At 54.4% G+C, this 12,397-nt stretch carries 11 protein-coding genes and 1 riboswitch; of the genes, 1 reads left to right on the top strand and 10 read right to left on the bottom strand.

The annotated features are described in order from the left end of the window. Positions 1–74: 74 nt before the first annotated feature. The 3 genes from sucD to IEV29_RS14600 form a co-directional block, all read right to left on the bottom strand. Positions 75–950: a succinate--CoA ligase subunit alpha gene (gene sucD, locus IEV29_RS14610; protein WP_188382062.1), complete on the bottom strand. Its 876-nt coding sequence runs from the start codon at positions 948–950 to the stop codon at positions 75–77. A gap of 3 nt (positions 951–953) precedes the next feature. Then, entirely contained in the window at positions 954–2,120 is a 1,167-nt protein-coding gene (gene sucC / locus IEV29_RS14605; protein WP_188382061.1) for an ADP-forming succinate--CoA ligase subunit beta, read from the bottom strand. A 409-nt stretch (positions 2,121–2,529) separates the two neighbouring features. Then, entirely contained in the window at positions 2,530–2,862 is a 333-nt protein-coding gene (locus IEV29_RS14600; protein ID WP_188382060.1) for an HAD family hydrolase, read from the bottom strand. A 135-nt stretch (positions 2,863–2,997) separates the two neighbouring features. Between IEV29_RS14600 and IEV29_RS14595 the strand changes: the two genes are divergently transcribed. Beyond that, entirely contained in the window at positions 2,998–3,981 is a 984-nt protein-coding gene (locus IEV29_RS14595) for a LysR family transcriptional regulator (RefSeq protein ID WP_188382059.1), read from the top strand. 57 nt (positions 3,982–4,038) lie between these two features. On the opposite strand, the gene IEV29_RS14590 is transcribed toward IEV29_RS14595, so the two are convergent. The 7 genes from IEV29_RS14590 to glxR form a co-directional block, all read right to left on the bottom strand. After that, on the bottom strand, positions 4,039–5,019 hold the full coding sequence (locus IEV29_RS14590) for an NAD(P)H-quinone oxidoreductase (protein ID WP_188382058.1): 981 nt from the start codon (positions 5,017–5,019) through the stop codon (positions 4,039–4,041). Between the two features lie 107 nt (positions 5,020–5,126). Then, the gene (locus IEV29_RS14585; RefSeq protein ID WP_188382057.1) at positions 5,127–5,918 is read right to left on the bottom strand and encodes a thiazole synthase; all 792 of its coding nucleotides are present in this window, start codon (positions 5,916–5,918) and stop codon (positions 5,127–5,129) included. Between the two features lie 108 nt (positions 5,919–6,026). Beyond that, the gene (gene thiS, locus IEV29_RS14580; RefSeq protein WP_188382056.1) at positions 6,027–6,227 is read right to left on the bottom strand and encodes a sulfur carrier protein ThiS; all 201 of its coding nucleotides are present in this window, start codon (positions 6,225–6,227) and stop codon (positions 6,027–6,029) included. Next, the gene (thiC, locus tag IEV29_RS14575; protein WP_188382055.1) at positions 6,227–8,140 is read right to left on the bottom strand and encodes a phosphomethylpyrimidine synthase ThiC; all 1,914 of its coding nucleotides are present in this window, start codon (positions 8,138–8,140) and stop codon (positions 6,227–6,229) included. Before thiC ends, thiS begins: the two co-directional genes overlap by 1 nt. A 79-nt stretch (positions 8,141–8,219) precedes the next feature. Continuing rightward, positions 8,220–8,327: riboswitch (TPP riboswitch) on the bottom strand. Positions 8,328–8,549: 222 nt separating this feature from the next. Next, positions 8,550–9,965 (bottom strand): pyruvate kinase, encoded by a 1,416-nt coding sequence (pyk, locus tag IEV29_RS14570; RefSeq protein WP_188382054.1) that lies wholly within the window; start codon positions 9,963–9,965, stop codon positions 8,550–8,552. 77 nt (positions 9,966–10,042) lie between these two features. Next, positions 10,043–11,308, bottom strand: a complete 1,266-nt coding sequence (locus IEV29_RS14565) for a glycerate kinase type-2 family protein (RefSeq protein ID WP_188382053.1) — start codon at positions 11,306–11,308, stop codon at positions 10,043–10,045. A 117-nt stretch (positions 11,309–11,425) separates the two neighbouring features. Beyond that, the gene (gene glxR, locus IEV29_RS14560) at positions 11,426–12,313 is read right to left on the bottom strand and encodes a 2-hydroxy-3-oxopropionate reductase (protein WP_188382052.1); all 888 of its coding nucleotides are present in this window, start codon (positions 12,311–12,313) and stop codon (positions 11,426–11,428) included. Between the last annotated feature and the right edge of the window lie 84 nt (positions 12,314–12,397).

The raw sequence follows: 12,397 nt of genomic DNA, 5'->3' as shown, positions 1-12,397 counted from the left end.
ATCTCTGCAGAAAACACCGTGTATTTTCTGTAGGGATAACACTCCTCCATGCAGAGGAGTGTCAAAACTACTTGTTACAGAACCGACTTCAGCAGACGACCCATTTCAGCCGGGTTTTTCGTCACTTTGATGCCGCATGCTTCCATGACAGCCAGCTTCTCTTGCGCCGTACCCTTGCCGCCCGAGATGATGGCGCCAGCGTGGCCCATGCGCTTGCCCGGAGGCGCGGTGACGCCGGCGATGAAGCCGACCACCGGTTTCTTCATGTTGTCCTTGATCCAGCGTGCGCAGGTTTCTTCTGCTTCGCCGCCGATTTCGCCGACCATGATGACTGCATCGGTGTCAGGATCGTCGTTGAACATTTTCAGCACGTCGATGTGCTTCAGACCCGAGACCGGATCACCACCGATACCGACCACGGTCGATTGACCCAGACCGAACTCGGCCAGCTGGCCAGCGGCTTCATAGGTCAGCGTGCCCGAACGCGACACGACGCCAATGCGGCCTTTCTTGTGGATGTGGCCTGGCATGATGCCGATCTTGATTTCGTCAGGCGTAATCAGACCTGGGCAGTTCGGGCCCAGCAGCAGGGTCTTGGAGTTTTCCAGACGTTGCTTGGTGCGGATCATGTCGCGCACTGGGATACCTTCGGTGATACAGATCACCAGATCGACGCCAGCATCAACCGCTTCATCGATTGCTGCAGCAGCAAATGGAGGCGGAACATAGATGACGGAAACGGTTGCACCCGTTTCTGCTTTTGCTTCAGCAACCGACGCGTAGATCGGCACGCCTTCGAACGATTCGCCCGGCTTCTTTGGGTTCACGCCAGCAACGAAACAGTTTTTACCGTTCGCGTACTCGAGGCACATCTTGGTGTGGAACTGACCGGTCTTGCCGGTGATACCTTGGGTGATGACCTTGGTGTCTTTATTGATCAGGATAGACATTGATTATTTCCCCTGTGCTGCGTTGACGACTTTTTCTGCCGCTTCAGCCATGTTGTTAGCCGTGATGATTGGCAGACCGGATTCCGCCAGAATCTTTTTACCCAGTTCTTCGTTGGTACCTGCCATACGAACAACCAGTGGCACTTTCAGATCGACCTGTTTTGCTGCCGCGATCACACCGTTGGCGATCGTGTCGCAACGCATGATGCCGCCGAAAATGTTGACCAGAATCGCCTTGATGTCCGGGTTTTTCAACATGATCTTGAATGCTTCGGTCACTTTCTCGGTCGTGGCACCGCCACCAACGTCGAGGAAGTTGGCTGGTTCGCCGCCATACAGCTTGATGACGTCCATGGTTGCCATGGCCAGACCAGCACCGTTCACCAGGCAGCCGATGTTGCCGTCGAGCGAGATGTAGGTCAGATCGAATTTCGATGCTTCAATTTCTGCTGCATCCTCTTCGTCCAGATCGCGCATTTCCTGGATTTCAGGGTGGCGATACAGTGCGTTGGAGTCGAAGTTGAATTTCGCGTCGAGTGCAACGATACGGTCATCGCCGGTCACGATCAGTGGATTGATCTCTGCCAGCGATGCGTCGGATTCGTCAAACGCTTTGTACAGGCCTTGCATGAAGGCGCGTGCTTGGCCGATCGAACCTTCAGGCACACCGATCTTGCGAGCGATGTCGTCGGCTTCACTATCGAGCAGACCTTTGGTTGGATCGATGAATACCGTATGGATTTTCTCAGGAGTGTGTTCTGCGACGTGTTCGATATCCATGCCGCCTTCGCTCGACGCCATCAGCGCAACGCGTTGGCTACCGCGATCAACGACCATACCGACGTACAGTTCTTTCTTGATGTCTGCGCCTTCTTCGATCAGCAGGCGCTTGACCAGACGACCTTCTGGGCCGGTTTGGTGCGTAACCAGCGTCATGCCGAGGATGTCGTCAGCGTACTTGCGTACTTCGTCGAGCGACTTGGCAACCTTCACGCCACCGCCTTTGCCGCGACCACCAGCGTGAATCTGTGCCTTTACAACCCAGACCTTGCCGCCCAGTGTTTCAGCAGCTTTAACAGCCTCGTCTACGGAAAAACATGGAACGCCTTTTGGTGTCGTGACACCGTACTTGCGCAGTATTTCTTTTCCTTGATACTCGTGGATATTCATGATCGTCCTTATTGAAAACCAATTTTTTCTGGCAGCGATTCGCTACGAATATTTTTTTGCATTGAATCCACGCAAAAACCGTCAGTGCCTCTTCCGTGCCTCTTCAGCAAAAAGACTGCTATCTTAGCAATTCTTGACTCGAATTCAAACGGTGCCGCGATTGTCCGAGAAGCCCTAACCGAACGCCTTGACCTCGGTTAAGTTTTTTTCACGCATACATGCAAAAACTGCATGCGGCGGTGCAACAGGTCTTACAAATGAAGGAAAAGTGTCGGCTTCCTTATTGCGTCTTGGGCAACAAGAACAACTGACTCTCCTGACAGCACGAGGCCGATCGGCACATGCAGCTTGAGACAATTGCCTGACAACATCGCATCAGATCATGATGCGCAGCGATGTCGGACAATAATTAGACGCCGATTTGACCGCGTTGAAATTCAGCCCAGTTGACTGCCGGTTTGCGCAAGTCGGCAGTACTCATGGTCTGAAAGCAACGCGCCTTGGCGCTTTGGATGGCATCAATCAGAAAATCCGCTTCATACACTTTCAGCAAATGGGACTGATCATTTTCCAGATAATGACGCAAGCGTTGTGTGCTGCCCGTGTTATCGGAAAGATCGTGATCCGTATCTGCATCCCAGTGCCAGCGCAAACCCAACTCATAGAACGCAGCATTGAAGGCATTACGATGAAGGTCAGCAACATCGTGAGCAGCCTGCTGGGTATGCGCAAATTTGAACATGGCGACTTCCTAAAAGATTCCGTTCATCCGGATATGTTCCGGAACGAGGTGCATCTTATGAAAAAAAAATGATTACGCATAGTCAAAGTATTTAATAATAATGATTCATTAAAAGTTATAAATGGTGAAAATCCCATGAAGAACGCGACCCTCCGGCAATTGAAGGTCTTTGAAACGGTTGCTCGTCACTTGAGTTTTTCACGCGCAGCAGAAGAATTGCATCTGACGCAACCGGCCGTATCGACCCAGATCAAAAAACTGGAAGATCATGCGGGATTACCATTGTTTGAACAGCTGGGCAAAAAGATTTATCTGACGCCTGGGGGCGCCGAGTTACTGCATCACTGCCGCGGCATCATCCAGCAGTTTCAGGAAGCCGAAGATGCGATGACGCAATTCAAGGGCATCACAGGTGGCAAACTGAACGTCGCCGTGATCAGTGCAGGCGATTACTTTTTCCCGCGACTGCTGGTGGAATTTGCACGGAGCAATCAGGGTGTGACGTTGAACTTGTCCGTGCACAACCGAGACGGCCTGCTCAATCAGCTTGCCAACAATCTCACCGACATTGCCATTATGGTGCGTCCGCCAGTGGATTTCGATACCGATGTCGAGCCGTTTGCGCCTCATCCTTACGTGATCGTGGCCCCTCCCGACCACCATCTGGTATCGAAGAAGAATATTCCCCTCGACACATTGATGCGCGAACCCTTTGTTGTACGCGAGAAAGGGTCAGATACATGGAATTCGATGGAAGAAGGGTTTGGCGGTCGACTGGACGAACTCAATATCGCGATGGAAATCCGCAGTACCGAAACCATCAAGCAAGCCGTCATTGCCGGCATGGGCCTGGCCTTTCTTTCTGCGCACACCATCAGTCTGGAACTGCAAGCCGGCAGTCTTGCCGTACTGGACGTTGAGGGTTTCCCCGTCATGCTGAACTGGTATGTGGTCCATCGCAAGAACAAGCGCCTGCCACCAGTAGCCAAGGCATTCAAGAAGTTCTTGCTGGAGGAAGGCCCGTCGCTGATCGAAAAAATCGTGCGCTACAACCCGAAGCCAGGACGCCAGCTCAGCAACCTGCCCGTCAAGCGTGCCAAGAAGCGACAAGGCTTGTAAGAATGCCGCATGTAAAAAGCCGGGACAAACCCGGCTTTTTTATTTTCGAATCAAGACTCAAACAATCTTCAGTACGATCTTGCCAATGTGCGTGCTGCTTTCCATCAGTTCATGCGCTTTGGCCGCATCTTCCAGCACAAAAGTTTGATAGACAACCGGTTTGATTTTGCCTGACTCGATCAGTGGCCAGACATACTTTTGCAATTGCTGCGCAATCGCCGCCTTAAAACCAATCGGCCGCGGGCGCAACGTCGAACCAGTAATGGTCAGACGACGCAGCAGAATCTGTCCGAGGCTGATGTTTGCCTTGTTGCCACCCAGCAGCGCAATGAATACGAGACGACCATCATCAGCGAGACAGCGGATTTCACGATCGGTATATTCGCCACCGACCATATCCAGAATGACATCGACACCTTTGCCGCCAGTGGCTTCCTTGACGACCTGCGCAAAATCTTCCGTCTTGTAGTTGATGCCGCGCTCTGCCCCCAGCACTTCGCACGCCCGTGCCTTGTCGTCGCTGCCCGCGGTCGCAAACACGCGATGACCCAAGGCCGTTGCCATTTGGATTGCCGTCACACCAATGCCAGAGGTACCGCCTTGCACCAGCAAGGTTTCTTGTCCGCGCAAGTGGCAGCGATCAAAGACATTACTCCAGACCGTAAAGAAGGTTTCTGGCAGCGATGCCGCCTCCACCGCACTCAATCCTTTGGGAATCGGCAAACATTGCGGCGCCGGCACGGTGCAGTACTCGGCATAACCACCACCTTGCGCCAGCCCGCACACCATGTCGCCAAGCTTGAAACCACTGTCAGCGAGATCACCGCCGACCACTTCACCCGCGACTTCCAGTCCTGGCAAATCCGACGCACCTTTTGGGACAGGGTAGTTGCCGGTCCGCTGCAATACATCAGGACGATTGATACCGGCTGCATGCACCTTGATCAACAACTCGCCGGCCTTGGGCTCCGGCATTGGTCGCTCGCAAAGCTTCAACACATCCGGAGGGCCGGGCTGGGTAATTTCGATCGCGCGCATGAGAATCCTTTGTCATAAGAGGCTGAATCCGCAAAGCATATTCGATATTGCCGCGCTCTGCCAAACACGTCCCTTTCACAGGTGGAAAGAAACCATTGCCGTCATGCTTACACCACGCGCCCAGCCATCGGCGACGATGGCGATGCGGCAAACTTGCGTGGGATGCGGCCAGCCAGGAAGGCATTGCGACCTGCTTCAATACCGAGCTTCATCGCATGTGCCATGCGTACCGGATCTTTGGCGCCGGCAATCGCGGTGTTCATCAGCACGCCATCACAGCCAAGTTCCATCGCAATCGCGGCATCAGATGCAGTACCAACACCAGCATCAACAATGACAGGCACTTTCGATTGCTCGATGATCAGCGACAGATTCCATGGATTGAGAATGCCCATGCCGGAGCCGATCAGGGAGGCCAGAGGCATGATGGCGGCACAGCCGATGTCTTCGAGCATGCGGGCCTGAATGGGATCGTCGCTGCAGTAGACCATGACGTCGAAGCCATCCTTGACCAGTGTTTCGGCTGCTTTCAGGGTTTCCGGCATGTTCGGGAATAGGGTCTTTTCATCGCCCAAAACTTCAAGCTTGCAGAGTTTGTGGCCACCAAGCAATTCACGACCGAGTTGCAACGTGTAGACGGCATCGGCGGCAGTGTAGCAACCGGCAGAGTTGGGCAACAAGGTGAATTCGAAAGGTGGCAAGGCATCGAGCAGGCTCGGGGCGTTCGGGTTCTGGCCGATGTTGACACGACGGATGGCGACGGTGACGATTTCGGCACCGCTGGTCAGACTGGCTTCGCGGGTTTCGGTCAGGTCCTTGTATTTGCCACTGCCGACCAAGAGACGCGATTTGTAGGTCTTGCCGGCGACGGTGAGTTTAGTATCTTCAAACGAGGACATGGAATATCTCCAGAGAATGCGGCAGGCAAATTCCGCTGCCATGAATACAAAAGACATCGGTGCAGACGGCATGAACACGCCGCATGCACCGCTCAGCCTTCGATGGAATCAACCGCCACCAATGGCACGCACGATATCGACACGATCGGTAGATTCCAGAACATGTTCGTGCCAGCGATTGCTGCTCACGACTTCCCGATTCACGGCAACCGCCAATGCCTTGCCAGTCAGGGACAGCGCCGCAACCAGATCAGCCACGCTGGAACCGTGACTGATCTGGCGCGAGACACCGTTGAGTTCGATTTCCATCACTGCTTGCGATACAGCTCAGCACCGCTTTTGACGAACTCGACTGCCTTCACTTCCATGCCCTGCTTGAGCGCAGCGATTTCCGATATCCCCTGACTCGCCGCATAGTCACGCACTTCCTGCGTGATCTTCATCGAGCAGAAATGCGGACCACACATCGAGCAGAAATGGGCGACCTTGGCTGAATCCTTGGGCAAGGTTTCATCATGGAATTCGCGCGCCTTGTCCGGATCGAGACCAATGTTGAACTGGTCTTCCCAGCGAAATTCGAAGCGCGCTTTCGACAACGCGTTATCGCGAATCTGCGCACCCGGATGCCCCTTCGCCAAATCGGCCGCATGCGCTGCGATCTTGTAAGTGATGATGCCGTCCTTGACGTCGGTTTTGTTCGGCAGGCCCAGATGCTCTTTCGGCGTGACGTAGCACAGCATGGCCGTACCGTACCAGCCGATCTGGGCCGCACCGATGCCCGAGGTAATGTGGTCGTAGCCAGGCGCAATATCTGTGGTCAACGGACCCAGCGTATAGAACGGCGCCTCGTGGCAATGCTCGAGTTGCAAGTCCATGTTTTCCTTGATCAGATGCATCGGCACATGACCCGGCCCTTCGATCATGACTTGCACATCATGCTTCCATGCGATCTGTGTCAGTTCACCCAGCGTACGCAGTTCGCCGAGTTGTGCCTCGTCATTCGCATCGTAGATCGAACCCGGGCGCAAGCCATCGCCCAGCGAAAACGAGACGTCATAGGCCTTCATGATTTCGCAAATCTCTCCAAAGTGCTCGTAGAGGAAGGACTCACGGTGATGGGCAAGGCACCACTTCGCCATGATGGAGCCACCGCGCGAGACGATGCCTGTCATGCGCTGGGCCGTCAATGGCACGTACTGCAAACGCACGCCGGCATGGATCGTGAAGTAATCGACGCCCTGCTCCGCCTGCTCAATTAACGTGTCACGGAAAATTTCCCACGTCAGGTCTTCGGCCTTGCCATTGACCTTTTCGAGTGCCTGATAGATCGGCACGGTACCGATCGGTACTGGTGAATTGCGGATGATCCATTCGCGCGTTTCATGAATGTGCTTGCCAGTCGACAAATCCATCACGTTATCGCCGCCCCAGCGAATCGCCCACGTCATCTTCTCCACTTCTTCGCCGATCGAAGACGTGACAGCCGAATTACCGATGTTGGCGTTGATCTTCACGAGGAAGTTGCGGCCGATGATCATCGGCTCGACTTCAGGGTGGTTGATGTTTGCCGGGATGATGGCGCGCCCCATCGCGATTTCATTGCGCACGAATTCGGGTGTGATCTCCTTGGGAATCGCGGCACCGAATGATTGCCCCGGATGCTGACGTCCCATCATCTCGGCCAATCTCTCGCCTTTCGGCCCCGAGTTCTTGAGCGATTCCAGATACGCCTTGCGATTCATGTTTTCACGAATCGCGACAAACTGCATTTCAGGTGTGATGATGCCGCGACGCGCATAGTGCATCTGCGTCACGTTCTTGCCCGCAATCGCACGACGCGGCTTGCGGTGCAAGTTGAAACGCAGCTCGGCCAGCCTGGGATCATTGAGCCGTTCGATACCATAGGCCGATGTTGGTCCGGCAAGCTCTTCGGTATCTTCACGTTCGAGAATCCATGGCAGACGCGGTGTCGCCAGACCGGAGCGAATATCAATTTTCACGTCCGGATCAGTGTATGGACCAGACGTGTCATACACATAGATCGGTGGATTCTTTTCCGCACCAAAAGACGCAGGCGTGTCTGATTGCGTGATCTCGCGCATGGGCACGCGGATGTCAGGACGCGAACCTTCGATATAAATTTTGCGGGAATTGGGAAGCGGCTGGATGGCTGCTTCATCTACCGTGGCGGTAGCAGAGAGAAACTTCGGATTGGCATTCATTTTGGCTCCTTGGCTAACTACGGCTTGGAGCCAGCTAAGGAGTTTGGAAGTCATGCACGCGCATGCCGATCAGGCGCGCACAAAGACTTCTCAGCTTCCCTTCGCTGGCATTATCCAGATCAGGTTCAAGGGTTTTTCTCACCCGGCCGAATCAACAGCATTCGACCTAGGACCCCTAGCTATTTATTGCAACTTCGTTTTACTGCATTTACTGCCGTTGCCGTCTTTGCAGCAACAACACCAGTCTATGAACTGATGCCGATACCGACATTGACCGCGGTCAAACTTTGACGTCTGACATGAATGGACTGCCGCAGATTTCGTTGCTTGCGCCGATCGCTTGCATATCGGCAATCCATTGATGTCAGTTCTGGCGAATGCATCAATCACTCACCAGAACTGTCAGGCATTACTTGATCGTTGCGATGTGCAACAGGTTGGTCGTGCCGGATTCACCGAATGGCAGACCAGCGGAGATTGCGATGTAATCGCCTTTCTTGGCGAAACCTTCGCGCTCTGCTGCCGTCACGGCTTCGCTAACCATTTCGTCTACCGAGTGCACGTCTTTACCGACGATCGAGTGAATACCCCAGACCCATGCCAGACGGCGTGCGGTTTTCAGTTCTGGCGTGATGCTCAGGATCGATGTGGTTGGACGCACACGTGCTGCGCTCATGCTGGTGCTACCGGACTTGGTGTAGGTCACGGTACCGGCTGCCTTGATGGCAGCAGTGGTTTCACGCAAGGCATTGCAGATTGCATCTTCCGGCGTTGGACGTGGTGCAACTTGTTGTGCATCCAGCAGCGTGCGGTAAACCGGATCGCTTTCTACTTCCTTGATGATGCTGTCCATCATCTGCACTGCACGAACAGGGTTCTTGCCGCTGGCCGATTCAGCCGACAACATCACTGCATCCGCGCCTTCGTAGATGGCGTTGGCAACGTCCGATGCTTCTGCACGCGTTGGCATTGGCGATTCGGTCATCGATTCCAGCATGTGGGTTGCAACGATGGTTGGGCGACCATATTTGCGCGACACGCGAATGATTTCCTTTTGCGCGCGTGGCACTTGCGAGATCGGCAGTTCAACACCGAGGTCACCACGTGCAACCATGACGGAGTCCGATGCTTTGCAGATTGCATCGATATCCAGCATCGCAGCTGGTTTTTCGATTTTCGACTGGATCAAGGCGCGATCGCCGATGATCTTGCGTGCGTCTTCGATGTCGGAGACTTGTTGCACGAACGACAGTGCCACCCAGTCCACGCCCAACGACAGGGCGAATTCCAGATCGACCAGATCCTTCGGTGTCATTGCCGGAATTGGCAGGATCGCGTCAGGAACGTTGACACCTTTGCGGTTGGAAATCTTGCCGCCGGTGGTTACCCGGGTGACGATGCGGTCGCCCGAGTTGCTTTCGATCGAAACACGAATCTTGCCATCATCGAACAACAGGTTCTGACCAGCTTTAACCGCTTCGAACAGTTCCGGGTGTGGCAGGTAGACGCGGGTAGCGTCACCTGGCGTTTGATCGCGGTCGAGAACAAACTGTTCGCCAGCGGTCAAGACAGCCGAGTCACCAGTGAAGGTGCCCAGACGAATTTTTGGGCCTTGCAGATCGCAGAGGATGGACACTGGACGACCGTAGGTCTTCTCCAGACCACGCACGATTTCGTGACGCGCACGGTGATCTTCGTGCGAACCGTGGCTGAAGTTGAAGCGGAACATGTCCACGCCAGCTTCAAACAGTGCGCTGATGGTTTCAACATCAGTACTTGCTGGACCAAGGGTTGCAACGATTTTTGCTTTGCGATTACGTCTCATGACAGTCTTCTTTTTAAAAAATAAGGATAAAAAACAGCTTGCCCGATCCATCATCGGCACGGGCAATGTGATGCATCTTACAGAATCAGGATGGCGCGGAAGTCATTCACATTGGTGCGCGTCGGACCACTGACGATCAGGTCGTCAAGACCGCTGAAGAAACCATAGCCATCATTGTTTTCCAGCATGGCTTTGGCATTCAGACCTTTCTCCGCTGCGCGCGACCAGGAATCAGGAGTGTAGATAGCGCCGGCGTTATCTTCCGAACCATCGATACCATCCGTGTCACATGCCAGTGCATAAATACCTGCCGTGCCTTGCAACGATACAGCCAGGCTCAACAGGAATTCTGCATTGCGACCACCACGACCTTTGCCACGCACGGTGACCGTTGTTTCACCACCAGACAGAATCACGCATGGTTTGGCAAACGGCTGACCGTATTTGGCAACCTGCTTGGCCAGTGCAGCATGGACCATGCCAACATCGCGCGATTCACCTTCGAGATCATTCGACAGGATATAAGGGGTAATGCCGGCAGCGCGTGCTTTTTCCGCAGCCGCTTCCAGCGCATGCTGCGCAGTTGCCATGACGTGATGTTCATTACGCGCAAAGCGTGCATCGCCCGGCTTTGGTGTCTCACCTGCACCAGACTCGAGATGCTTGCGTACGTTGTCCGGCAGTTCGATGTTGTACTTTTTCAGAATCGCGAGTGACTCTTCGCACGTGGTTGGATCAGGCAAAGTCGGGCCGGATGCAATCACGCCTGGATCATCGCCTGGTACGTCGGAGATCAGCAGCGTGATCACCTTGGCGGGCGCACAGGCCAGTGCCAGGCGACCGCCTTTGATCGCCGACAGGTGCTTGCGCACGCAATTCATTTCAGAAATGGTGGCACCGCTCTTCAGCAGCGCCTTGTTCAATGCTTGCTTCTGTTCAAGCGTGATACCTTCGCCGGGCAGACTCAACAGTGCGGAACCACCTCCCGTGATCAGGCACAAGACCAGATCGTCCTCCGTCAGTCCTTTGACCAACTCAAGCATGCGACCGGCAGCAGCACGGCCTGCTTCATCCGGCACCGGATGGGCTGCTTCAACGATCTCGATTTGCTTGCAGTCGGCACCGTGGCCATAGCGCGTCACGATCAGGCCTTCGACTTTGCCCGGCCACGTATCTTCAACAACCTTTGCCATCGCCGCGGCACCCTTACCGGCGCCGATCACCAGCGTGCGGCCTTTGGCGGATTGCTTGGGCAGATAGGCGGGCATGCACTTGCGTGCGCTCACGGCCTCAACTGCGGTGTCATACAGGTCGTTCAAAAACTGGCGTGGATCAATCGACATGGGAACAAATACTTTTAATGGAATAACAAAACCGGAAAACAGAACCGGCATTGCCGAATTGCACAATGCCGGTTCGATAACGACGACCGAAGTCGCCGTAGAACCGCTCTAACGAAATTACGCCTTCGCGATTTCGTGGTTCGACATGATTTCGATCGCGCGGCACAGTGCCGAGTGATCCATGCCGGACAAGCCGTTTGCTGCGCAAGCGTTCATCAGTTCCTGGGTTGCTGCGGTGTTTGGCAGCGTCACGCCCATCGACTTGGCACCTTGCAATGCCAGGTTCAGATCCTTCTGGTGCAGTTCGATACGGAAGCCTGGGTTGAACGTACGTTTGACCATACGCTCGCCATGCACTTCCAGAATACGCGAGTTGGCAAAACCGCCCATCAGCGCTTGACGCACTTTGGCTGGATCTGCGCCTGCTTTCGATGCGAACAACAGCGCTTCGGAAACGGCCTGGATGTTCAGCGCAACGATGATCTGGTTCGCTACTTTGGTGGTTTGACCGTCACCGTTACCGCCGACCAGCGTGATGTTCTTGCCCATCAGTTCGAACAGTGGCTTGACGGTGTTGAATGCAGCTTCCGAACCACCGATCATGATGGTCAGCGATGCTGCCTTTGCACCGACTTCACCGCCGGATACTGGTGCGTCCAGGTATTCAGCGCCGAGTGCGTTGATTTTCTTCGCGAATTCTTTGGTTGCGATTGGCGAGATCGAGCTCATGTCGACCACGATCTTGCCTTTGCTGAGACCAGCGGCAACACCGTTTTCACCGAACAGAACCGCTTCGACGTGCGGGGTATCCGGCACCATGGTGATGATGATGTCAGCGTTCTTGGCAACTTCGGCACCCGATGCGCAGACTTTTGCGCCACCGTCGATCAGTTCCTGTGCTGGTGCTTTCTGATCGTGAACGTACAGTTCGTGGCCGCCTTTTTGCAGGTTAAGCGCCATTGGTGCGCCCATGATGCCCAAACCGATAAATCCGACTTTTGCCATGTTATTGACTCCTGAGGTGTTTTAATGGAACGCGTACTAAAACGGAATCCGTGATGATACGCGTATGGTGTAGTTCTTTTGTGA

The organism is Oxalicibacterium faecigallinarum, from assembly GCF_014635705.1.
Classification (GTDB): domain Bacteria; phylum Pseudomonadota; class Gammaproteobacteria; order Burkholderiales; family Burkholderiaceae_D; genus Oxalicibacterium; species Oxalicibacterium faecigallinarum.
The sequence above is the reverse complement of the archived record's forward strand: the minus strand, read 5'-3'. Positions and strand labels throughout refer to the sequence as shown.

Coding starts and splice junctions, on each gene's coding strand:
- sucD (WP_188382062.1), bottom strand. CDS start 950: ATGTCTATCCTGATCAATAAAGACACCAAGGTCATCACCCAAGGTATC.
- sucC (WP_188382061.1), bottom strand. CDS start 2,120: ATGAATATCCACGAGTATCAAGGAAAAGAAATACTGCGCAAGTACGGT.
- IEV29_RS14600 (WP_188382060.1), bottom strand. CDS start 2,862: ATGTTCAAATTTGCGCATACCCAGCAGGCTGCTCACGATGTTGCTGAC.
- IEV29_RS14595 (WP_188382059.1), top strand. CDS start 2,998: ATGAAGAACGCGACCCTCCGGCAATTGAAGGTCTTTGAAACGGTTGCT.
- IEV29_RS14590 (WP_188382058.1), bottom strand. CDS start 5,019: ATGCGCGCGATCGAAATTACCCAGCCCGGCCCTCCGGATGTGTTGAAG.
- IEV29_RS14585 (WP_188382057.1), bottom strand. CDS start 5,918: ATGTCCTCGTTTGAAGATACTAAACTCACCGTCGCCGGCAAGACCTAC.
- thiS (WP_188382056.1), bottom strand. CDS start 6,227: ATGGAAATCGAACTCAACGGTGTCTCGCGCCAGATCAGTCACGGTTCC.
- thiC (WP_188382055.1), bottom strand. CDS start 8,140: ATGAATGCCAATCCGAAGTTTCTCTCTGCTACCGCCACGGTAGATGAA.
- pyk (WP_188382054.1), bottom strand. CDS start 9,965: ATGAGACGTAATCGCAAAGCAAAAATCGTTGCAACCCTTGGTCCAGCA.
- IEV29_RS14565 (WP_188382053.1), bottom strand. CDS start 11,308: ATGTCGATTGATCCACGCCAGTTTTTGAACGACCTGTATGACACCGCA.
- glxR (WP_188382052.1), bottom strand. CDS start 12,313: ATGGCAAAAGTCGGATTTATCGGTTTGGGCATCATGGGCGCACCAATG.